The 23267-nt window shown below is 49.8% G+C and carries 20 protein-coding genes; 13 read left to right on the top strand and 7 right to left on the bottom strand.

Going from position 1 to position 23267, the window contains the following annotated elements; all coding sequences use genetic code 11:
• Positions 1 to 5: 5 nt before the first annotated feature.
• Entirely contained in the window at positions 6 to 647 is a 642-nt protein-coding gene (locus V8L73_RS08060; RefSeq protein WP_081650734.1) for a TfoX/Sxy family DNA transformation protein, read from the bottom strand.
• Positions 648 to 880: 233 nt separating this feature from the next.
• Here V8L73_RS08060 and V8L73_RS08055 point away from each other — a divergent pair, with 233 nt between their 5' ends.
• Both V8L73_RS08055 and ompA read left to right on the top strand, forming a co-directional pair.
• Positions 881 to 1366: a cell division inhibitor SulA gene (locus V8L73_RS08055; protein WP_347254584.1), complete on the top strand. Its 486-nt coding sequence runs from the start codon at positions 881 to 883 to the stop codon at positions 1364 to 1366.
• A gap of 782 nt (positions 1367 to 2148) precedes the next feature.
• A complete protein-coding gene (ompA, locus tag V8L73_RS08050) occupies positions 2149 to 3210 on the top strand; it encodes a porin OmpA (protein WP_027273458.1) in 1062 nt (353 codons plus the stop codon).
• Positions 3211 to 3292: 82 nt separating this feature from the next.
• On the opposite strand, the gene matP is transcribed toward ompA, so the two are convergent.
• On the bottom strand, positions 3293 to 3748 hold the full coding sequence (matP, locus tag V8L73_RS08045; RefSeq protein WP_027273459.1) for a macrodomain Ter protein MatP: 456 nt from the start codon (positions 3746 to 3748) through the stop codon (positions 3293 to 3295).
• Between the two features lie 177 nt (positions 3749 to 3925).
• Between matP and V8L73_RS08040 the strand changes: the two genes are divergently transcribed.
• The 4 genes from V8L73_RS08040 (at position 3926) to ppx (ending at position 10104) form a co-directional block, all read left to right on the top strand.
• On the top strand, positions 3926 to 5674 hold the full coding sequence (locus V8L73_RS08040) for a Lon protease family protein (RefSeq protein ID WP_347254583.1): 1749 nt from the start codon (positions 3926 to 3928) through the stop codon (positions 5672 to 5674).
• Between the two features lie 96 nt (positions 5675 to 5770).
• Positions 5771 to 6289, top strand: coding sequence for a bifunctional 3-hydroxydecanoyl-ACP dehydratase/trans-2-decenoyl-ACP isomerase (gene fabA / locus V8L73_RS08035; RefSeq protein WP_027273461.1), 519 nt, complete (start codon positions 5771 to 5773; stop codon positions 6287 to 6289).
• A gap of 192 nt (positions 6290 to 6481) precedes the next feature.
• The gene (ppk1, locus tag V8L73_RS08030) at positions 6482 to 8569 is read left to right on the top strand and encodes a polyphosphate kinase 1 (protein ID WP_027273462.1); all 2088 of its coding nucleotides are present in this window, start codon (positions 6482 to 6484) and stop codon (positions 8567 to 8569) included.
• Between the two features lie 5 nt (positions 8570 to 8574).
• Positions 8575 to 10104 (top strand): exopolyphosphatase, encoded by a 1530-nt coding sequence (ppx, locus tag V8L73_RS08025; protein ID WP_027273463.1) that lies wholly within the window; start codon positions 8575 to 8577, stop codon positions 10102 to 10104.
• A gap of 48 nt (positions 10105 to 10152) precedes the next feature.
• Here the strand turns inward: ppx and ompW are convergent, their stop codons facing one another.
• On the bottom strand, positions 10153 to 10803 hold the full coding sequence (ompW, locus tag V8L73_RS08020; protein WP_174788509.1) for an outer membrane protein OmpW: 651 nt from the start codon (positions 10801 to 10803) through the stop codon (positions 10153 to 10155).
• A 371-nt stretch (positions 10804 to 11174) separates the two neighbouring features.
• Between ompW and V8L73_RS08015 the strand changes: the two genes are divergently transcribed.
• Positions 11175 to 11936, top strand: coding sequence for a YciC family protein (locus V8L73_RS08015; RefSeq protein WP_347254582.1), 762 nt, complete (start codon positions 11175 to 11177; stop codon positions 11934 to 11936).
• A gap of 54 nt (positions 11937 to 11990) precedes the next feature.
• On the opposite strand, the gene V8L73_RS08010 is transcribed toward V8L73_RS08015, so the two are convergent.
• Positions 11991 to 13703: a SulP family inorganic anion transporter gene (locus V8L73_RS08010; RefSeq protein WP_027274578.1), complete on the bottom strand. Its 1713-nt coding sequence runs from the start codon at positions 13701 to 13703 to the stop codon at positions 11991 to 11993.
• A gap of 224 nt (positions 13704 to 13927) precedes the next feature.
• Between V8L73_RS08010 and V8L73_RS08005 the strand changes: the two genes are divergently transcribed.
• Together V8L73_RS08005 and yciA are read left to right on the top strand one after the other, a co-directional pair.
• Complete coding sequence (locus V8L73_RS08005) at positions 13928 to 14488, top strand: septation protein A (protein ID WP_261831676.1); 561 nt, start codon at positions 13928 to 13930, stop codon at positions 14486 to 14488.
• A gap of 96 nt (positions 14489 to 14584) precedes the next feature.
• Complete coding sequence (gene yciA / locus V8L73_RS08000; RefSeq protein WP_027274576.1) at positions 14585 to 15004, top strand: acyl-CoA thioester hydrolase YciA; 420 nt, start codon at positions 14585 to 14587, stop codon at positions 15002 to 15004.
• A 65-nt stretch (positions 15005 to 15069) separates the two neighbouring features.
• On the opposite strand, the gene V8L73_RS07995 is transcribed toward yciA, so the two are convergent.
• Positions 15070 to 15768 (bottom strand): TonB family protein, encoded by a 699-nt coding sequence (locus V8L73_RS07995; protein WP_347254581.1) that lies wholly within the window; start codon positions 15766 to 15768, stop codon positions 15070 to 15072.
• 405 nt (positions 15769 to 16173) lie between these two features.
• Between V8L73_RS07995 and V8L73_RS07990 the strand changes: the two genes are divergently transcribed.
• Complete coding sequence (locus tag V8L73_RS07990; protein WP_027274574.1) at positions 16174 to 16470, top strand: YciI family protein; 297 nt, start codon at positions 16174 to 16176, stop codon at positions 16468 to 16470.
• A gap of 87 nt (positions 16471 to 16557) precedes the next feature.
• On the opposite strand, the gene V8L73_RS07985 is transcribed toward V8L73_RS07990, so the two are convergent.
• Positions 16558 to 16737, bottom strand: coding sequence for a YciY family protein (locus tag V8L73_RS07985; protein WP_071783366.1), 180 nt, complete (start codon positions 16735 to 16737; stop codon positions 16558 to 16560).
• Between the two features lie 295 nt (positions 16738 to 17032).
• On the opposite strand from V8L73_RS07985, the gene cls reads away from it, so the two are divergent.
• Positions 17033 to 18493, top strand: coding sequence for a cardiolipin synthase (gene cls / locus V8L73_RS07980; RefSeq protein ID WP_347254580.1), 1461 nt, complete (start codon positions 17033 to 17035; stop codon positions 18491 to 18493).
• Positions 18494 to 18527: 34 nt separating this feature from the next.
• A complete protein-coding gene (locus V8L73_RS07975; protein ID WP_027274572.1) occupies positions 18528 to 18863 on the top strand; it encodes an HI1450 family dsDNA-mimic protein in 336 nt (111 codons plus the stop codon).
• 55 nt (positions 18864 to 18918) lie between these two features.
• On the opposite strand, the gene V8L73_RS07970 is transcribed toward V8L73_RS07975, so the two are convergent.
• The gene (locus V8L73_RS07970) at positions 18919 to 19566 is read right to left on the bottom strand and encodes a YchE family NAAT transporter (protein ID WP_027274571.1); all 648 of its coding nucleotides are present in this window, start codon (positions 19564 to 19566) and stop codon (positions 18919 to 18921) included.
• A 435-nt stretch (positions 19567 to 20001) separates the two neighbouring features.
• Between V8L73_RS07970 and adhE the strand changes: the two genes are divergently transcribed.
• Positions 20002 to 22677, top strand: coding sequence for a bifunctional acetaldehyde-CoA/alcohol dehydrogenase (gene adhE, locus V8L73_RS07965; RefSeq protein WP_027274570.1), 2676 nt, complete (start codon positions 20002 to 20004; stop codon positions 22675 to 22677).
• Positions 22678 to 23267 lie beyond the last annotated feature (590 nt).

Here is a 23267-nt window from a genome sequence, read left to right as displayed (position 1 = left end):
CGTTGTTATTTGTGGTGGGGAAACGCCTCCTCTTCCAACGCATCGTGTTGACTAAGCCCATCGAGCAGAGCTTGACGTACTTCACTAGGCAACGCGGCTGCATGGCAGCCTAAAATCGCACCAGCTAAAGAAAACAGCAGCTCGGTTTTGACATCCTTTCTAATTTCTCTGATTTTAATAAACGTTTCTAATGCGCCGACTTTAATCAAATCTTCAATGCTTTCTACGTTCACTAACCACAGCAGGCGCTCTGTAGCTAACGTCAGGTTAGGAAGATCTTTTAAGCGCGTACACTTAGGAGCGTTCTTTTTCTTACTGTCCATCATAGCCGCCACAAAGGCGCATGAAAGAAAGCTTCTCAATCTTTCTTCATTTTGCCAAAGCGCCTGATGTACGTGATAGTACTTCATGAAAACCGGAACGCCCTTTTTATGATAAATATACTGCTCCATTCCCTGATTGATGAATGTCGACTCCAGCTTGCTATTAGCCCTTAGGTAAAATTTTCCTTCAGAAACCAATGCGAACATAACGTTATCTTTGCAGATGCCGTATCCTCCAAACATAGACTGGGAACTCAGCTCCCCAAAATCACTAAAGTGGGCAATGATTTCTTTGACATACTGCCTCATAACTTCTCTTTTCATACAGATCCTTAATTGTTTTCAATGTGTAGCATATGGCCTCATTGAACGACTAAGATAGATTAGTTAGTCGATGAAATAATCGACAAAAAGAACAATTATCAAATTTTCCCTTGAATTAATAGATAGTTAATCGCCTGTTCATGTCAAATTTGCGAGACATCGTGAAAATAGTTGATTTTAATTAACGCCTCGGATACTGTATATGCATACAGTAAAGATTGAAGGGGTATTTTATGTACATCGCGCCACTGATTACCAATAACGCTTCACATACACTTTTTTCCGGATTGAGTAACAGCAGAACCGGCATGACCACCAATCTGGTCAGCGAGATTGTGTACGACCCACAGAACCCTTTTACGCTACATTTGCTGCTCCCCTTTTTGCAGCAGCTCGGGCAGCAGCCGCGCTGGCAGCTATGGCTTTCATCTGAGCGTCGCTTGAACAGACATTGGATAAGCCGTTTGGGGCTATCGGAGAAAAAAAGCATTTCTCTGCGCACTTCTTCTACACAAGAAAGCGTGTTAATGCTGGAAAAAGCGCTTCGCAGCGGCAACTTCAGCTCCGTCATCGCATGGCTACCGGAATTAACCCAGCAGGATAAAGAGAGCTTGAATCAGGCCGCAGCTGAAGGAGACTGCTACTGCTTCGTATTACAGCCGATGATGATATACCGAAACAATGCTCCTCAAGGTTCGCTTAACGGACAGTGGCACTAAAATTTAGCACAGCGAATGCGGCCTCAGAGCACCCGAAAAAAATCAATATCTATATGAAAAACAAATTGAAATTAGTGAAAAGAGCAAAACATCAGGTGAGCAAGACGATAACGCCACCTTTCTTATTGTTGCCAGCCTACTGCTTATAACCCAAAGGAAGAATGAGGTGGTTTTTATAGGTGAAAATTTCATATATATAAATCAACACCTAAAGCATAAAGGAGATAATTCATTATTAACCAAGAAAGAACGCCGGCTATTTTTACTATATAAATAAGCTACTCAAATTAGCTCAACCTATACTTACAACATAATAAAAAGACGTTTTATTAACGCATTAAATATGCTTCTTTACTTAAGCTAACATAAAATTACATTTCTCCTTATTGTTAAGCCAACTCCTTGCTGCCTTCGAGCTGTGAAATCGCACAATATGCTCATAAACATATGTATCTCAAGCGTAGTACAATAATTTTTTTGCATATCGTGTCCGAACGCCATTATTACTAAGGAAAACGCTTTCCTTTATTAAGCCATATTTCCTTCTATAAACTATGTTAATAAGCATGCTAAACAAGATATTTTTATGTTCTTTTAGTATTCAAGACTTGTAACTTTTCTTACAAGCGGTAAACTTTAGCATGATCAGGTTGCTTGTTATGGTTCCGGTTTTTCGATGTCAGTCATGGAATGATAGTTGAATGTTAACTTCGAACCTTTGTACCGGGCCCAATAAGCGTATAACTGAATCATAACTAATTTAGATGATAACGAGGCGCAAAATGAAAAAGACAGCAATTGCATTAGCAGTGGCATTAGCAGGTTTCGCTACCGTAGCGCAAGCTGCTCCCCTAGATAACACCTGGTACACCGGTGCTAAAGTGGGTTGGTCTTACTACCATGATACTGGTTTCTATAACAAGTATGCATCTGGTGCAGATACTCATCCGCATCAACTCGGTGCCGGTGCTTACGTTGGCTACCAGGCTAACCAGTATCTGGGCTTTGAGTTTGGCTACGACTGGTTAGGCCGTATGACCTACCGTGGCGATGACAGCGCTGCTTATAAAGCACAAGGCATCCAACTGTCTGCCAAGCTGAGCTACCCGATCATGAACGATCTGGATATCTACACCCGTTTAGGTGCGATGGGCTGGCGTGGTGACGTAACTGCTCACCCTGCAGCAGGCGGTACCTACAAAGATCACGAAACTGGCGTTTCTCCGCTGGCTGCCGTTGGTGTTGAATATGCAATCACCCCGAGCCTTGCTACTCGCCTGGACTACCAGTGGGTTAACAACATCGGTGACGCCGACAGCGTTGGCACCCGTCCGGATAACGGCATGCTGAGCCTGGGCCTGGCTTACCGTTTCGGTCAGACCAAGCCGGCTCCTGCCGTTGCTCTGCCGGTTGTACAGACCAAGCGCTTCACGCTGAAGTCTGACGTTCTGTTCGCTTTCAACAAAGCAAGCCTGAAAGCAGAAGGCCAGCAGGCTCTGGATCAACTGTACGGCGAACTGAGCGCGCTTAAGCCTCAGGACGGTTCTCTGGTAGTTATCGGTCACACTGACCGTATCGGTTCAGAAGCCTACAACCAGAAGCTGTCTGAGAAGCGTGCACAGACCGTTGTTGACTACCTGGTCAGCAAAGGCATCCCGGCAGACAAGATCTCTGCTCGCGGCGAAGGCAAATCTAACCCGGTTACCGGTTCTACCTGTGATGGCATGAAGCGCGGCGCAGCTCTGATCGACTGCCTGGCTCCGGACCGTCGTGTAGAAATCGAAGTAACTGGCGCTAAAGACGTCGTTACTCAAGTTAACGAAGCTGTACAGGCTGCTAAATAAGCAACCCTTACGCTCTTAGCATCAAAAAACCCCGCGCTAAGCGGGGTTTTTTATTGATAACACATATTAAAAAATTATTTAGCTACTTGTCCTCAGACAAAATAGCCTTCAGATCCTGCTTAAGCAGAGACATTTGGTTCGCGTACAGCTCTTTTCGTTCAGCGTCTTCTATCAGCTGCACTATCGTTTCCGATAGCGTAGCGCCGCGGCGCTGTGAAAGCGCGGAAAGCCGCTGCCAGACTAAAAACTCCAGATCGATAGACTTCTTGCGAGTATGCTGCTGCTCTGCGTTAAAATGCCGCTTGCGCCGCGCCCGGATGGTCTGCTTAAGGCGATTTTCCAAATTTGGATTTATGTGAGCTTTAATCCACTCCAATACCTTTGTTGGCTCATTCTCCAACCGCAGCAGTTCTTCAACGACCTCTTGCGCCGCGCTATACTCGATATAGCGGGTGATTTCCTCGCCTTCCCGGTGCTTTTTGACTAGATACTTCCATTTCCAGCCGCTTTCCAAATTGTCCAACTGCTGATATTTCATGGTATAAACACCCGCTTAGTGACCGCGTAACATCCGTAGCATAGCACTTTTTTTCACCATCACAACCCCAATCCCACTCTTTCGCCCGCATTGATTTTAAACCTACCCTAGGGAGTATGAACTGCGCTCGATTCTTGTATAATCTCGTTTTCTTTTTAAATAAAAGCAGCGAATATTTTGACGATTAATCAGCTTGAATGGCAACAGCTGTTGCCGGACACCACGCCCTATACAGGACTGTTTGAGCAAGAGTTCCGCCGCGAGCCTATCGATCTCGCCATCACGCAGCCGCGCCTTCACCAGGCTTTGGCTGCCTTCTGTGGTCAACATACCGCATCGCCTTTTATGGTAGTCAAAGCGGTAGACAGCCGCGCCTATCTTGCCCTGATTAACGACGGCGTTGAAAAATTTGTCTCTCTGTCCCCCTCGCCTATCGGCAGCCGTTACGACATCCAGGGAAAGAGCGTAACTCGTTCCGATGCGCAAAGCGCTGAAGACAACTTTGCCGCAAAGTCAGCCAGCCTCTATGAAGAATGGCTGGAAGCGGAACAGCTGTTTGGCTGTCTGCGCAAATGCGGCGATAGCTATACGCTTGAGCCGGGGCTGGTTCATCAGGCTAACGGCGGCGTGCTTATTCTCTCCGTCAGAACGCTGCTGGCACAACCCCATCTGTGGCTGCGTTTAAAGCAGGCCGTACTCAGCAAGCGCTTTCAGTGGTGCTCAGCCGACGAAACCAGACCTCTTGCGCTTTCCATCCCTTCGATGCCTCTCGACCTGAAGGTCATTCTGGTGGGCGACCGCTATGGACTGGGAGCGTTACAAGATCAGGAGCCTGAGCTTATCGAACAGGCGCTTTACGCTGAATTTGAAGACGATCTGACGCTTAATGATGAAAACGATATCGTAACCTGGTGCGCCTACGTTGCCAGCGTCGCCTGCCGCTATCAGCTGCCTGAAGTTAATGCCGACGCCTATCCGCATCTTATCAGAGAAGGCGCCAGGAGAAGCGGAGATCAGGAAAGGCTGCCGCTGTGTCCGCTGTTTATTAGCCACCTGCTGTCAGACGCGGCGCGCTTTACCGATTCGTCAATCACGGCCCAGGCCGTTATCCAGGCAAGAGACGATAAGCGCTGGCGCGAAAGCTATCTGTCAGAAATGGTGCTGGACGATATCGATTTAGGGCAGGTTCATATTGAAACCGAAGGCGCGGTCATCGGCCAAATCAACGGCCTGTCCGTGCTGGAATATCCCGGTCATCCGCGTGCGATGGGGGAACCGTCTCGCATCAGCTGCGTCGTTCACCTCGGTGACGGTGAAATTACCGACATAGAGCGCAAATCCGAACTTGGCGGCAACCTGCACGCAAAGGGAATTATGATTATGCAGGCCTTTATTACTTCTGAACTGGCCTCTGAACAGCAGTTTCCTTTCTCCAGCTCGATCGTTTTTGAACAGTCTTATGGCGAAGTCGACGGCGACAGCGCCTCTCTGGCAGGGCTGTGCGCTCTGATAAGCGCCCTTTCTCAGTTGCCGATAAGCCAGCAAATCGCCGTAACCGGTTCTGTCGATCAGTTCGGCAACGTCCAAACTATCGGCGGCATTAATGAAAAAATCGAAGGCTTTTTTGACGTATGCAACGCGCGTGGCTTAACCGGCTCGCAGGGTATCATTCTGCCGCTAACCAACGTGCGCCATCTGTGCCTGAAGGATGAAGTCATCGAGGCCGTAAAGCTTGGACAATTCACGCTGTGGGCGGTCGAGCACGTCCGCGATGCGCTGCCTCTGCTGACGGGAGTGCCCTATATTGAAGAGAATGCGCCCTGTATTTTAAGCGCCATTCAAGAGCGGATATCTCAGGCCGGCGGCGGCGATCGTAACCGTCTTCCCTGGTTTTTACGCTGGATTAATTGGTTTAACCGTGGCTGATCGGACTTGTTCGGCTTACATCTGTAAGCTAATCTAGTCGGCTACGATTGTGGGTATACTGCCCTTTACCTGTTAAAAAATTAAGGTTAGTCAATTATGTTTGAAAAACGCGAATCCTATACAAAAGAAGACCTGCTTGCCTCAGGTCGCGGTGAACTATTTGGCGCAGGCGGTCCGCCGCTTCCGGCCCCAAATATGTTGATGATGGATCGCATTATCAAAATGACAGAAACCGGCGGGCAGTACGACAAAGGCTATGTTGAAGCCGAGCTGGATATTCAGCCCGACCTGTGGTTTTTCGGTTGCCACTTCATCGGCGATCCCGTCATGCCCGGCTGCCTCGGTCTGGATGCGCTTTGGCAGCTGGTTGGCTTCTATCTGGGCTGGCTTGGCGGAGAAGGTAAAGGCCGCGCGCTGGGCGTCGGTGAAGTTAAGCTGACAGGCCAAATTCTGCCGACGGCGAAGAAAGTGACCTATCGCCTTCACATGAAGCGCGTCATTAACCGTCGCCTGATCATGGGCATGGCCGATGGTGAAGTGCTGGTCGACGGCCGCGTTATCTATACCGCTACCGATTTAAAAGTCGGCCTGTTTAAAGACACCAGCGCATTCTAAAAATCCTCACTGAAAAAAGCGCCTTCGGGCGCTTTTTTACTATCGTCCCGCCCCCTCTTTTTATCCGTTACGCGAATACGCTCCCTGCGTAGTACACTTAAATTCTACGCTAAGTGATAGACTTACCTTTCAACAAGTCGTCATAATGGCGTCACTATTCAGTCGCCACCATTCAGTTGCCACGGAGTCATGATGAATCAGGAAAAACTCTATATCGAAAAAGAGCTGAGTTGGTTATCGTTCAACGAGCGAGTTCTTCAGGAAGCGGCGGATAAAAGCAATCCGCTTATCGAGAGGATCCGCTTTCTGGGCATCTATTCAAGCAATCTGGATGAGTTTTACAAGGTCCGTTTTGCCGACGTTAAGCGACGCATTCTGATTAAAGAGGAACAGGGTTCTGCTTCCAGCTCTAAACAGGTATTGAAAAAGATCCAGTCGAAGGTGCTAAAAACCGATCAGGAATTCGATAACCTGTATAACGAGCTGCTGCTGGAAATGGCGCGAAACCAGATATTTCTTATCAACGAACGCCAGCTGTCGGAAAATCAGCAGGTGTGGCTGCGCCACTATTTTAAAAACCATCTCCGCCAGTACATTACGCCCATTATTTTGTCTAACGACATCAATCTCGTTTCATTTTTAAAAGATGACTTCACCTATCTGGCGGTTGAGATCGTCATTAGCGAAGACAAAAAAGAGTACGCGCTGCTGGAAATTCCGTCCAATAAAGTATCGCGCTTTATTACGCTGCCGCCCGAACCGCCCAGACGGCGTAAGCCCATGATTCTGGTGGACAACATTATCCGCCTCTGCTTGGACGACATCTTTAAAGGCTTTTTCGATTACCAGTATCTGGAAGCCTACTCGATGAAGATGACGCGCGATGCCGAATACGATCTGGTCAACGAAATGGAATCCAGCTGGCTTGAGCTAATGTCCTCCAGCCTTAAGCAGCGATTAACGGCGGAACCGGTGCGCTTTGTCTATCAGCGCGATATGCCGAACGACATGGTGGAAATCCTGCGCCATAAGCTTGGCATTTCGTCCTATGACTCGATTATTCCCGGCGGGCGCTACCATAACTTTAAAGACTTTATCAACTTCCCCAACGTGGGGAAAGATAATCTGCTAAACAGGCCGCTGCCCCGTCTAAGGCACAATTGGTTTACTCTGTTTCGCAACGGATTCGAAGCCATAAGGGAACGGGACGTTCTGCTTTATTATCCTTACCACACGTTTGAACACGTACTTGAGCTGGTGCGCCAGGCCTCTTTTGACCCAAGCGTGCTGGCGATAAAGATCAATATTTATCGCGTCGCGAAAGATTCCCGCATTGTAGAGTCGATGATCAACGCCGCCCACAACGGTAAAAAGGTCACCGTCGTCGTGGAACTGCAGGCGCGCTTTGACGAAGAGGCCAATATTCACTGGGCCAAGCGCCTGACAGAGGCTGGCGTCCACGTCATTTTCTCCGCACCGGGCCTCAAGATCCACGCTAAGCTGTTTTTAATCTCACGCATTGAAGAGGGGCAAATCGTCCGCTATGCGCACATAGGGACGGGTAACTTTAACGAAAAAACCGCCCGGCTTTATACGGACTTCTCCCTCCTAACGGCCGACGCCCGGATAACCAACGAAGTTCGCCGGGTATTCAACTTTATTGAGAACCCCTATCGCCCCGTCAGCTTTGAGCACCTTTTGGTTTCACCTCAAAACTCGCGCCTGATGCTTAACAAGCTCATTGACCGAGAGATTTCCTGCGCGCAGGCAGGCCTTGAGGCCGGTATCACGCTAAAAATCAACAACCTGGTGGACAAAGAGCTCATCGACAGACTTTATGCAGCATCCGGCGCGGGCGTAAAAATTCGGCTGATTGTCCGGGGAATGTGCGCTCTCGTCCCTAACATTCCGGGCGTTAGCGAGAACATTCAGGTAACGAGCATCGTCGATCGCTTCCTTGAACACGCCCGCGTCTATATTTTTGAAAACCAGGGCGACAAGCAGGTCTTTATCTCCTCAGCCGACTGGATGACCCGCAATATCGACTACCGTATCGAAGTCGGCGTCGCGATCCTTGACCCGGTGCTGAAGCAGAGAGTGCTCGACATTATTGACTTGCAGCTTTCCGATACGGTCAAAGCCCGCATTATCGATAAAGACTTAAGCAATGATTACGTTCCGCGCGGCAACCGCCGGAAAGTGCGCTCCCAAATAGCCATCTATGACTATTTAAAAGCGATTGAAGAAGCCTCGACAGAAACGCCAACGTCAATTGAGTAATTTTTATGCCTTTAACCAAAACTACCGCATCAAAACAACAAGAAATTGCCGCGATCGATCTGGGGTCCAACAGCTTCCACATGGTGATTGCGCGCGTCGTCAACGGCGCGCTGCAAGTTTTAGGTCGCCTGAAGCAGCGCGTTCGACTGGCCGACGGTTTGGACAAAGACAACGTATTAAGCGAAGAGGCTATCGTTCGCGGCCTTAACTGTCTTAGTCTGTTTGCTGAACGCCTGCAGGGTTTTCCTATTAACAGCGTCCGCATTGTTGCAACGCATTCGCTAAGACAGGCCGCCAACAGTCAGGAATTCCTTGAGCGGGCAAAAGAGATTTTGCCCTACCCCATAGAGATTATTTCCGGCCAAGAAGAGGCTCGCCTTATCTATATGGGCGTTGCTCACACGCAGCCGGAAAAAGGCCGTAAGCTGGTCATTGATATCGGCGGGGGGTCAACCGAAATGGTTATCGGCGAAGACTTCTCTCCGGTCTTGGCCGAAAGTCGACGCATGGGCTGCGTAAGCTTTTCTCGCCAATTCTTCCCCGATGGGGAAATAAGCTCGCAAAACTTCAACAGGGCCAGGATTGCGGCCGAACAAAAGCTGGAAAGCCTAACCTGGCAGTATAAGGTTCACGGCTGGCAGTACGCATTCGGCGCATCCGGCACGATAAAGGCGGTACACAACGTTATTATTGAAGAGATGGGAGAGCCTGACGGTACCATCACGCCCGAGCGTCTTGAATGGGTCATCAAGCAGACGCTGAAGTTTAAATCCTTTCGCTCACTAAAGCTGGCCGGGCTTTCTCCCGACCGTCAGGGCGTATTCGTTGCAGGGCTAGCCATTCTGAGCGCCGTTTTCAATGCCCTATCGTTAAAAGCGCTTCGCCTGTCCGACGGAGCCCTGCGCGAAGGCGTTATCTATGAAATGGAGCACCACTTTCGGCATCAGGACATTCGTAGCCGAACCGCTATCAGCCTGGCCGAGCATTACAATATCGACCGAGATCAGGCCAACCGCGTTTTAACGCTGACGAAAAATCTATATGCCCAGTGGGTTAAGCAAAACGAAGCGCTGGCCGACCCTCAGTCGGAAGCACTGCTGGGCTGGGCCGCGATGCTGCATGAGGTTGGCCTCAGCATTAACTACAGCAACCTGCAGCGTCATTCCGCCTACATTTTGCAGAACACCAACCTCCCCGGCTTTAATCAGGAACACCAGCTGCTGTTGGCTACGCTGGTGCGTTTCCATCGTAAAAGCATAAAGCTGGATGAGCTTCCCAGCTTTAACCTGGTCAAACGGCATCAGGTTATTCCCCTGATCCAGTTACTGCGCCTGGCCGTACTGTTAAGCAACCAGCGTCGCTCAACGACGGAGCCAGACTACCTGAAGCTAAAAAGCGACGGTTTCCACATAACGTTGACCTTCCCTTGTGACTATCTGGAGAAAAACAGCTTGGTACAGGCAGATCTGGAACGGGAACAGGAGTATTGGGAAAACGTCAGCGGCTGGCGCCTTATGCTTGAATGCGATGATTAAAAAATGCCGGTCGTTTGACCGGCATTCTTCTTTTATAGGCGATGATAGTTAGAACTTGTAGCCTACGCCGAACATGAAGGCCCACGGATCCAGGCGCGTATCAATGCTGTGGCGAGTGCGGTTACCCGCTGCGTCTGTCGAAGTAAAATTCACGTCGGTTTCGATGTTCATCCACCAAACGGACGTGTTTATCATCCAGTTTTTATTAATGTTGTAGTCAAGACCAGCCTGCAGCGCAACGCCCCAAGAGTCGTCCAAGCTAAGGTTGCTCAAACCTGCGCCTTTGCCAGTGCTGTTAAAATCTTCGCTAAAGAAAGTCGTATAGTTAACGCCCGCGCCCAAATAAGGACGCCACTGGCTTTCTTTAGATCCAAAATAGTACTGCAACATCAGAGAAGGCGGCAGATGTTTTACCGTTGCGATAGTCCCCACTTTCCCCACGCCAACATCATGCTGAAACGGGGTTGCGCCCAGCAGCTCAACGCCGATGTTGTCGGTAATCATATAGCCGAAGGTCAAACCAAGCTGCGTATCGTTATCGACGTTAAACGACCCCAGTCCCAGTACGTTATCAGAACCTTCATTTGGTCTCACGGTAATGGAGCCCGCACGGAACAGGAAATCACCGGCCTGATGCGCCACTGTTACCGACGGAGCCAACATTGCTGCAACTAAACATGCCAAAGGTAATGCTTTCACTTTCATTATCCATATTCCTTTTAGGGTTAATGTGTGGGGAAATATACCTCCTTGGTAGTAAAATTGATCTAACCAAGATCACACTTCATGACAAAAATTGACAAATTGGCAGTTTATGCATTTATTTGCAAAATATCGTTTTTGATTCAAATCAAAAACATCACAAAATGACAAATAACGAACATTAAATAACCAATTAATAAATCAAAAACACGGCTCATTGAATAAAAAATAGTCATCAACGCGTAAATAAAGCGCTATTAGAAAAATGTAAAGAGGATAAGCTGCAAGATTTAAGGCAAAAAGGGTTACACGCGGTACAATAGCGGCCGAACAAATGTGTAAATCATTAGCATAAAACAGGAGACAGCATGCCCATCACGGCCAATTCCCTTTTCCGTGACAGCCTGAATTTTATTCGTAATCGGCTTTCCAGCTTTATCATGCTGGCCCTACTGGCTTCGTTTATATTTTATCTACTTCTGCAGGTCACGGCCCCTGACGTTACCCAGCTTCATCTGCTGATTACTAAATCAGTAGGCAGCAAACAGCTGAGCGCGCAGGAGCTACAGGCCGCGCTGAACGGCCTGTCGGCCGATCAAAAGCAAGACATAGTGAAAATGGCAGTGCCGCTGTTTGGCTCTATTGCGCTCAGCGTTTTTATTAGTGACCTTATTTTAGTCGCCGGCGTCATTACCCTGACGATTCAGGTATCGCAGGGAATTCACACCAGTGCGCTCAGAGCTATCGGCGCTTCCGCGTTCTCGCTCCCAATGCTGTTAATCTTGATGGCTGCGGCCTACCTGTTGATTATTTTTGGACTGTCTTTATATCTGCTTCCCGGTCTCTTTTTTGCCTTCGCTCTGGTGCTTTCGCCCATTGTTCTACTGGAGAGCCGACAGGGGCTCATCTACGCAATAACTACCGGCTGGAATATCGCGTTCTCCCACCTGCGCCTGGTGCTGCCGATGCTGCTGTTCACGCTATCGGCAAAGTTCATCCTGTTTGCGCTAACCGTCAACGTATCGTCCCTTTCTCCCGCACTGGCCGTTTTATTAATGACCGCCCTTAGCAACATGCTCACCGCGTTTATGTTTGTTTATCTGTTCCGCCTTTATATGCAGGTTAAATAGCGTCAATACGCAATAAAGCCGGCAATAGCCGGCTTTAACAATGACGAGATTCGACTAAAAGCCAGGGGCAACTTCCGCACTCTCTTTACTCTGAATGAGCTTCAGCGCCAGATAGAGGTCGGGGACCAGCATGATGTCCTCTTCGTCATGCGCAGGGCGGTTATCTTTAAACCAGCGCGTGAGTTCCGTTCGCCTTCCGGCCAGCACCAGCTTTATTTGCCTGTTCTTTAAGTCCCTTTTCAGTTCGTCAATTGAAGCCAGCACGCTGATATCCGCATAGGTAAAGCTCGCTACGGCATCAATAACGACCCATCGTGGCTGAAACGGCGTGCTGTCGACCAGATTAAGAATGCGACGCTTAAAATAGGCCACGTTAAAATAGGTCAGCGGGGAATTAAAACGATACATCATTACGCCCGGCACCGCTTTGACGTCGCTATTATTGCCGAGGGAATGAATCATACCGTCATCGTTTATGCCCAACAGCTGCTCCGTTGGGCGAAACACCGTTCGAAGGAACTGAAGCAGCCCCAGCAGCACCGCTAGCCCAATGCCCTGAATAACGCCGATAAGCAGCACGCAGGCAAAGGTAAACAACGCCAGACGAAACGCGGAGCGATTGCGCTTTCTAAGGTTCCAGATACCGCGCAGATCCATCAGCGACCAGGCGGAAAACACCAGAACCACGCCTAGCGCCGAGACGGGAATAAACTGCAAGGGATGAGTAAAAAACAGTACGATGACCGCAATAACCAGCGCAGCAATAATAGAAACCAGCTGAGTTTTTCCGCCGTTAGCATCGTTTACCGCCGTACGAGAATCTGCGCCGCTGATGGCGAATCCCTGCGACAGGCCAGACATAATGTTAGAAATGCCCAGCGCCCTAAACTCCGCATCCGCATCGATGTCATAGCCGTTTTTAGACGCGAAGCTTCGTGCGGTCAGCATCAGGCTCACGAAGCTGATTAACGCCAGGTTAAGCGCTGGAATAACCAGCTCTCTCATTAATCCCGGCTGAAAGCTATGCCAGTCCACCATGGGCAGCATACCGTCAAGCCCGGAGTTCCCTAACGTTTCAATACCGTATTGCTGAAGCGAACCGCCCCAGGAAATGGCGGTGGTAATCATAATAGCCAACAGCGGCGCCGGCCACTGGCGGCGAAACGTTCTTATGACAATCAGAAGCAACAGCGTCAATACAGACATTCCCACCGTGGGAAGGTGGCTCTTTAAAATCAACAGGGGTAGCGCGATAATTTTCTCAATAAGCTCGCTGGCTTGAATCGTTATCCCCAAAATCTTGGCTATCTGCCCTACCATAATAGTTATAGCTACGCCGTTTAGCAGGCCTGTTAATATCGGTTGAGACAGCAGATCGGCCAGCGCGCCCAGGCGAAACTTACTGGCTAACAGGCACCAGCCCCCCATCATCAGCGTCATGACAATGGTCAACTGCCACTGCATCGAGCTGTCCCCGGCGGCCAACGGCGTAACCACTGCCGCAATCACCGCGCAGGTCGTTGCATCAGGGCCAACGATAAGCTGCCTAGACGAACCAAAAAGCGCGTAGGCTATCATGGGCAAAATGCAGGAATAAAGGCCGACAATCGCGCCCAGATTGGCCAGCTCGGAATAGGCTATAGCGACCGGCAATGCAACGGCAGCGACCGACAGCCCGGCTTGAACGTCAGACTTAAGCCAGGCTCGATCGTAGGCCAGCAAATTGGCTAAACCTGGCATCCATTTTAAAAACACGCGCGAAAACATACGACCTCAACTTCTGAACGCCAGCCCACATGAAGATACAAAAAATATCGCACCATCATACCGTATAACGTTAAAACCGCACGGCTTAAAAAAGCTTATATAATCAAGCATTACCCTACTCTAACCCGCCGTAACTCAATACAGGCGCGGCATCGCGCGGTGAGAGTACACAGCCAACGCTAAATCGGGTATAGTTCCACACTTGCTTATCGATGAGACGAGTTATGAAGCAGCTACTTGATTTTTTACCCTTGGTCGTTTTTTTTGGTTTCTATAAGTTTTACGACATCCTCACCGCTACCAAAGCGCTGATTGTCGCTACCGCCATAGCCGTTATCTATAGCCTGATAAAGTACCGCAAGGTTGAGAAAATGATGCTGGTCACGTTCGTGATGGTGCTTATTTTCGGAACGCTGACGATTAAGTATAACTCTACAGAATTCATCAAATGGAAAGTGACCGTTATTTACGGGCTGTTCGCCGGCGGCTTTTTGTTTAGCCAGTTTGCCCTTAAAAAGATAATCATTAAGAACATGTTGGGTAAGGAAATCTCACTTCCTGACGCCGTCTGGTCGCGCCTTAATATTTCATGGGCGCTGTTTTTCCTGTTCTGCGGCCTGCTGAATATTTATATTGCTTTCTGGCATTCTCTGGACGCCTGGATGAACTTTAAAGTATTCGGCCTTACGGGAATGACCTTTGCTTTTACGCTATTGAGCGGCGTCTATATTTATCGCAATATGGCCGAGCAGGAAAAAAACGGCGTGGACAAGCCCAACGAATAGCCACGATATCTCGTCTATTTTTTGCCACTGCGTCAGGAAAAGGCGAGATAAAGAACCCATACTCTCTATTTAAACACTAAAACGACAGAAGACAGCATGAGTACAAAAAGCCGTTCTCCCCGAGGGGAGCTAGTTTTAAGAACGCTGGCCATGCCGGCCGACACCAACGCCAACGGCGACATCTTTGGCGGCTGGATCATGTCGCAGATGGACATCGGCGGCGCTATTCTGGCTAAAGAAGTCGCTCAAGGCAGAGTCGTCACCGTTGCGGTAGACGCCATCACATTCTTAAAGCCCGTCTCCGTCGGCGACGTAGTTTGTTGCTATGCCCACTGCGTCCGTACGGGAAGAAGTTCGGTTACGGTCAATATGGAAGTCTGGGTGAAAAAGGTGTCTTCAGAACCCATCGGCCAGCGCTACTGCGTGACGGAGGCCGTATTCACCTATGTCGCCGTTAGCGACGACGGCCAATCCCGCCCGCTGCCGGAAGGGAAAAGAAACTACACGGCAGAATAAATTGTCATCGACTAAAAAGCACAAAGGCCGCATAAGAGCGGCCTTTAACATTAAATAAACGGCAATCACCCCTGAATCTGGGCCCCACCGTCAATTCTAAAAATGATGGTCAACTTTTTGTCTTTCACTTCTACCGGCGTATAGCGCCATTTTTTAAGCGCGGTACGCACCTCTCGCTCAAACATATTCGGCGGCGTCGCGGACAGGAAGCGCACGTTTTCAACCCTACCGCTATCGTTAATATCAAACAGGATAACGACCTGCCCTTCAATGCGGCGATCGAACGCCTGCTTAGGATACGTTGGCTGAGACTGTTTTAACGCTTTCGAACCCAACGACGTTGACGCCCCCTGAGACGATACCGGGCCGCTGGCTACCGGACTCGCATTAGGCGTGACGACAGGCGAAGTCGCTGGCTTTGATATTTCCGCCCGTTCGGCCTTATTCTCAACCTTCTCTTTTTTAACCTGCTTTTTCGGTTTAGGCTTCGGCTTGGGCTTTTCTACCGGTTTTGGCGGCGCAGGCTTCGGCTCCGGAACTGGCGCGGGCTCAGGGATAGGCTCTGGTTCTGGAATTGGTTCAGGCTCCGGCGCAGGCTCTGGTTCGGGAACCGGTTGCGGCTCCGGCGTAGGTTCCGTTACCGCCTCAGGCTCGCTTGCTTCCTGAGCCGGCGTCGCTTCCTCACTCTGCACTGGCGCCGCGAACATAGCGGGATTAACCATCACAACGTTCATGGGGGCAGACTGTTCTTCCTCTGGCAGCATAACGTTCTCTTGAATCGAGGCAAAAACAATGCCGCCAATCAGAGAAGCGTGAAGGCAGACAGAGAACGTTATAGGCCATGAAAAACGGCGAGCTAGAAAGAAACTTTTCAAGAAAGAGCCACTTCAATGTTCAGCTATAGAGTGATATAGGCTGATTTTAAATGAAAATGGTAATGAGATTCAATATCAAATTAACAACGCTTTATAAGAAAAGCGCCCTCTTCATCCACGTCAAGTCGACAATTTTTATTTATCAATCGGTAGGTTATAAGTCAAAAATTGACGTTGATGTTGCGATAAAAATCCCATAACGTAGGTACCGAAATGATATTTGGCGTCCCTCATATCGCCATAAAACTAATATGTATCAAAAAATCGACCGATAACCCTATCGAGGATAATACCGTGCTATATCTTATTTACGCCGAAGACGTTGAAAACACGCTGGAACAACGCCTCGCAGCCCGCCCAGCCCATCTGGCGCGCCTGCAGCAGCTTAAAGATGAGAATCGTCTGATCGTCGCAGGGCCAAATCCCGTAGCCGATAGCGAAGAGGTCGGCGCCGCCGGTTTTTCCGGTTCTGTCATCATCGCCGATTTTCCCAGCCTGTCGGCGGCGAAGGCTTGGGCGGACAAAGATCCCTATATCGACGCCGGCGTTTATAAGAACGTAACGATCAAACCGTTTAAGCGCGTATTCTAATGCTACTGCGGCGGAGTTTCCCTGAGAAATCCGCCGCGTTTTCCTTCCGTTATCAAGTATAAAACCCCTTTCATCGGGGGGCCTTATTTATCCCATGTAGTCCAACGCATACAGCAATGACCGACGCTGACGACCGAGCTCCTTCTCCGACCTGATGTGATGGATGCGGCTGTTTCTTCTCGACTGCCCTTCCAACCAGCGGTGTCGACGCCGCTGAGCCTGACGCAACATGCGCCAGCGTCCAACTTCAGTTCTGGATCTGTGCATAGTGTAAAAAGCCTGATAAAAACAACGGGAGCGCCTATTGTAGCGCATTCAAAGCAGCCCTTAGGCTATTTAAAATCAAATATTGCGGGAGAATGACCTGAAGTGCCGCTCCGATTAAACGGCGAAATGAGGGATAGCGCCGATAATCAGAATGTTAAAACATGTGTTATCCTTTTATAGCGACGCCGGTTTCTCAAATTACGCTGCCTATGCAACGTTCCGGCAAGGAATAAACCATAAGGCGAGAATGAGACGAACTCTCGCGATTTAACGTCAACGGGATAGCAGGCTTTCAATGACCACTTTTTATACCGTTCTAAGCTGGCTGTTGGTTATCGGCTATTGGTTATTGATAGCCGGCGTGACGCTTAGAGTTTTAATGAAGCGGCGCGCCGTTCCTTCAGCCATGGCCTGGCTTTTGGTTATTTACATCCTCCCTCTGGTCGGCATCGTAGCCTATCTGCTCTTCGGCGAACTGCATCTTGGAAAGCGGCGAGCAGAGCGGGCGAAAGAGATGTGGCCCTCTACGGTAACCTGGCTGGCGGACTTAAAAAATTGCCAAAACGTCTTTACTACTCACATAAGCCCGGTATCCGAACCGCTTTTCCAGCTATGTAAGCGCCGTAACGGCGTTCCCGCCGTACGGGGAAACCGCCTCCAGCTGTTGACCAACAGCAGCGACACCATGATTTCGCTGATCCGCGATATCGATAAAGCGGAACACAGCATTGAGATGGTGTTCTATATCTGGCAAAGCGGCGGTCAGGTAGACAACGTGGCCGAAGCCCTGATGGCGGCGGCCCGCCGAGGCGTACGCTGTCGCCTGATGTTAGACTCCGCCGGCAGTATGCACTTCTTTCGGACCCCCTATCCTGCGCTGATGCGCGATGCCGGCATTGAGCTGGTCGAGACGCTAAAAGTCAACGTGCTGCGTGTATTCCTACGCCGCATGGACCTACGTCAGCACCGAAAAATCGCTATCATCGACAACAACATCGCCTATACCGGCAGCATGAACATGGTCGATCCTCGCTTCTTCAAACAGGGGGCGGGCGTCGGCCAGTGGATTGATCTCATGGCGCGCATTGAAGGACCCGCCGCGACCATGCTCGGTTTGATCTACGCCTGCGACTGGGAAATTGAAACCGGCGTCAGGCAACTTCCGCCGCCGCCTAACGCAAACCTGCTGCCGTTTGAAGAGGAGGATGGTCACACCGTTCAGGTTATCGCCTCCGGCCCCGGATTTCCGGAAGAGCTTATCCACCAGTCGCTGTTGACCGCCGTTTATGCGGCCAGAAAGCAGCTCATCATGACAACCCCCTATCTGGTGCCCAGCGATGACCTTCTTCATGCGATTTGCACGGCAGCGCTGCGCGGCGTCGACGTCAGCATCATCGTTCCCTATAAGAACGACTCCCTGATGGTTGGCTGGGCCAGCCGCTCGTTCTTCACTGAACTGCTGGAAGCCGGCGTCAAGATATACCAGTTCCAGGATGGGCTTTTGCATACCAAGAGCGTGCTGGTCGATGAAGAACTGAGTCTGGTCGGCACCGTCAACCTGGACATGCGCAGCCTGTGGCTTAATTTTGAAGTCACCGTATTGGTCGACGATAATGCCTTTGGTGAAGATCTGGCCTGCGTACAGGCCGACTATATAGCCCGTTCGACGCTGCTAAATCCGGAAGAGTGGGCCAAGCGCCCTCTGTGGCAGCGCATCATTGAGCGTTTATATTATTTCTTTAGTCCGCTACTATAGCCGATTATATTCTTGACGAACGGATACCCCATTGATGGACAACGACGACTTTGACCTGAACAACCGTCTTGATGAAGACGAAACGCTGGATCAGGCCTACGACATATTTCTTGAATTGGCGCCCGATAATCTCGATCCCGCTGACGTCCTGCTGTTCAACCTGCAGTTTGAGGAGCGCGGCGCAGCAGAGCTGCACGATCCGTCACCGGAATGGCAGGAACACGTCGATTTCGATTTGAACCCTGACTTCTTTGCCGAAGTCATCATAGGGCTCACCAACGAGCAGGACGAAGTGGACGACGTCTTTGCTCGCCTGCTTATCTGCCGAGAAAAAGACCATAAGTTCTGCCACATTCTGTGGAAAGAATAGCTAAGGAAGATGAAGCAGTAAAAATCGCCCCGTGCTTAAATCTCGGGGCGTTTCTTTAGGCAAGCAGCCCAGGGAATGAAACCTTGATGCCGGTAACGATAAACTCAATTCCCAGCGACATCAGCAACAGCCCCATTATCCGTGTTACCACGTTAATGCCCGTTTGCCCTAGCAGTCGAACCAGCCAAGGGGCCGCGCGAAACAGCAGCCAACAGCAAAAGGCAAAAAACGCAATAGCGATAAAAAAGCCGATGTAGTCCAACCAGGTGTTGTAGCGCGTGCTCCAAACGATCGTCGAACTGATGGCACCCGGCCCCGCCATCAGCGGCAGCGCCAGTGGAACGACGCCTACGTTATCCCTGGCAGTCGTTTCGGTCTTTTCTTGCTTATTCTGCTTATCCTCTCCCAGTTTACCGCTAATCATCGACATGGCGATGGTAACAATCAAAATCCCACCGGCGATACGGAAAGAGTCAATCGAAATGCCGAACAGGCGCAGTATCGTATCGCCAAGAAAAAGAGAGCACCAAAGAATAATGGCGACGGAAAGATTAGCCGTCAGGTTAGTTTTGTCACGAGCCGCCGGAGACTGGTAGTTCGTCATGCTGATAAAAACCGGCAAAATTCCCACTGGGTTTACTAGCGCAAACAGGCCGACGAGAAACTTGATGTATCCTGAAAAATCCAGTGCGGCATGCGCCATCGCTGACTCCGTATAAAGAAGAAAGGGAACAAAAACGCGGCTAATGTAATCGAGTTAGGCATAAAGATCTAGGCTGTGACCCGCAATTACGGAACACAGCCTAGACGCTGCATTTTATCCACTATAGTTAAAGAATGCTGAATAAACGCCTTTTCGATCTCAAAAGCGTTAAATTGTGCAAAAAACGGCATGCTGAATGGTGTCAGCATGCTGTTTTTGTGATTCAGATCACTCCATTACCCCCTCTTAATGGGTAAGCTGTGTTTCATAGCCATTTTGTACATAACTTAGTGGACGTTTTAAAAATTAATTTATTAATAACAAATAGTTAACTTAGGTTTTTTCAGTCAGTCAATCACTATACGGTAATTCTTATCCTGTTGTTAACGCCGCGGTTTATTGACTAAAAAAATTTATCAATCTTAGGAGAGTCTCATGACAGTAAGTAACAGCACTGAATTGAATGCCCTTGTCGCCCGAGTGAAGAAAGCGCAGCGTGAATACGCTAACTATACTCAGGAGCAGGTAGACAAGATTTTCAGAGCCGCCGCGCTGGCCGCCGCCAACGCCCGCATCCCTCTGGCGAAAATGGCCGTTGAGGAGTCAGGCATGGGGATCGTGGAAGACAAGGTGATTAAAAACCACTTCGCTTCCGAGTATATCTACAACAAATATAAAGATGAAAAGACCTGCGGCGTGCTGGAAGAAGACGATACGTTCGGCACCATCACTATTGCGGAACCTACTGGGATTATTTGCGGCATAGTTCCGACAACGAACCCGACATCCACAGCAATCTTCAAGGCGCTGATTAGCCTGAAAACCCGCAACGGCATCATCTTCTCTCCTCACCCACGCGCCAAAAACGCCACAAATAAAGCGGCCGATTTAGTGCTTCAGGCAGCGATCGAAGCGGGCGCCCCGAAGGACATCATCGGCTGGATCGATGAACCCAGCGTGGAGCTTTCTAACCAGCTAATGCATCACCCTGATATCAACCTGATTTTGGCAACCGGCGGGCCGGGCATGGTTAAAGCCGCCTATAGCTCAGGCAAACCGGCTATCGGCGTTGGTGCAGGCAACTCCCCTGTCGTTATCGACGAAACGGCGGACATCAAGCGCGCCGTCGCCTCTATTTTGATGTCGAAAACCTTCGATAATGGCGTTATCTGCGCCTCGGAACAGTCAGTTATCGTCGTCGATAAAATCTATGACGCCGTACGCGAGCGCTTCGCTTCGCACGGTGGCTATATGTTGAAGGGCAAAGAGCTGAAGGCCGTTCAGGAAATCATCCTGAAAAACGGCGCTATTAACGCGGCTATCGTCGGTCAACCGGCGGTCAAAATTGCGGAAATGGCGGGCGTAACCGTACCGGCAAGCACTAAGGTGCTGATTGGCGAAGTGACTAACGTAGATGAATCCGAGCCTTTCGCTCACGAAAAGCTGTCTCCTATGCTGGCGATGTATCGCGCCAAAGATTTTGAAGACGCCGTAGAAAAAGCCGTTAAGCTCGTCGCTATGGGCGGCATTGGCCATACCTCCGGTCTTTATACCGATCAGGACAACCAATCCGAACGCATCAACTACTTCGGCGACAAGATGAAAACCGCCCGTATTTTGATTAATACCCCAACCTCTCAGGGCGGCATCGGCGATCTGTATAACTTCAAGCTGGCTCCTTCTTTAACGCTGGGCTGCGGTTCCTGGGGCGGTAACTCCATTTCTGAAAACGTCGGGCCGAAGCATCTTATCAACAAGAAGACCGTCGCTAAGCGAGCAGAAAACATGTTATGGCATAAACTTCCCAAATCTATCTATTTCCGCCGCGGCTCACTGCCGATTGCGCTCGAAGAAGTAGCGACCGACGGGGCCAAGCGCGCATTTATCGTGACCGACCGCTTCTTGTTTAACAACGGCTACGCCGATCAGATAACCAACGTTTTAAAGCAGCACGGTATTGAAACCGAAGTATTCTTTGAAGTTGAAGCTGATCCAACGCTGAGCATCGTCCGCAAGGGCGCAGAGCAGATGCACTCCTTTAAGCCGGACGTCATCATCGCGCTGGGCGGTGGTTCCCCGATGGACGCCGCCAAGATCATGTGGGTCATGTACGAGCATCCTGAAACCCACTTTGAAGAGCTGGCGCTGCGCTTTATGGACATTCGTAAGCGTATCTACAAGTTCCCTAAAATGGGTGTAAAAGCCAAAATGGTCGCCATTACGACAACCTCTGGCACCGGCTCAGAAGTAACGCCGTTTGCGGTTGTAACCGACGACGCTACCGGCATGAAGTATCCACTGGCTGACTACGCGTTAACGCCGGATATGGCCATCGTCGACGCAAACCTGGTGATGAACATGCCGAAGTCGCTGTGTGCATTCGGCGGCCTTGACGCCGTTACTCACGCGCTGGAAGCCTATGTCTCCGTTCTTGCGAACGAATATACCGACGGCCAGGCGCTGCAGGCGCTAAAACTGCTGAAAGAGTACCTTCCGCAAAGCTATAAAGAAGGCGCGAAGAACCCTGTGGCTCGCGAGCGAGTGCACAATGCCGCAACCATCGCCGGCATCGCCTTTGCCAACGCGTTCCTGGGCGTTTGTCACTCAATGGCTCATAAAATCGGTTCCGAGTTCCACCTGCCGCACGGCCTGGCCAACGCGCTGCTTATTTGTAACGTTATCCGCTATAACGCCAACGACAACCCAACCAAGCAGACGGCCTTTAGTCAGTATGACAGGCCGCAATCACGCCGCCAATATGCCGAAGTCGCCGATCACCTAGGCCTTTCTGCGCCGGGCGATCGTACTGCGGCAAAAATTGAAAAGCTGCTGAACTGGTTAGAAGAAATCAAGAAAGAGTTGGATATCCCAGCTTCTATTCGTGAGGCTGGCGTGCCGGAAGCAGAGTTCCTGGCGAAAGTCGACAAACTGTCCGAAGACGCGTTTGACGATCAGTGTACCGGCGCCAACCCTCGCTTCCCGCTGATTTCCGAGCTGAGAACCATTCTGCTTGATACCTACTACGGCCGCCCTTACGTAGAAGAGTTACAGATTCAGCCCGTTCTGGAAAAAAAGGTTGAAAAGGCCCCAGCTAAAAAAGCTAAGAAATAGCGCATAGCCGCTAAAATAGGCGAAGCCGCCCACTTGGTGGGCGGCTTTTTTATGAGCGTCTATCTTTCATAGCCAAGCAGCGTCCTGCGGTTGTTCATATTCATAGATGTCCCCATGCATAGACTCAAAGGCCGTACTCTACGCTGTCATATTTGAGCACCAACACACTATGGCATTGCGTATTCACCGTGATGATGAGCTTTTAGACCCACACGTTGTAGGATACGGCCTAATGCCAGCACGCCTTTCAATGTGCAAGGTATAAAATAATGGTCGTATTTCCGCCTATGCGCCTCCCTTTATGCAGCGGTTAACGGTGATTTATAGCAATGCTCATAAACCACCAGCCGATTGAGCCCCTTCTTACCCCATGATTGCGCCAGAAAACCATTGGCAGTCCTAACGCGAGTTTACGGGGGTCTATGACATCAACCTACACACGCCTAAACAACCTCAAAGAGCCTGAAAACAAAGGCTTTCATTAGCCTGATACGATATAAATTAAACGAAATATAATAATAAAAATTTTAATATTTTCATTAATATAGTTTAAATGGTGCTTTATGTACGTTATTCCTTTCCAACACATT

The organism is Leminorella grimontii (assembly GCF_039789245.1).
Classification (GTDB): Bacteria; Pseudomonadota; Gammaproteobacteria; order Enterobacterales; family Enterobacteriaceae; genus Leminorella; species Leminorella grimontii.
The sequence above is the reverse complement of the archived record's forward strand: the minus strand, read 5'-3'. Positions and strand labels throughout refer to the sequence as shown.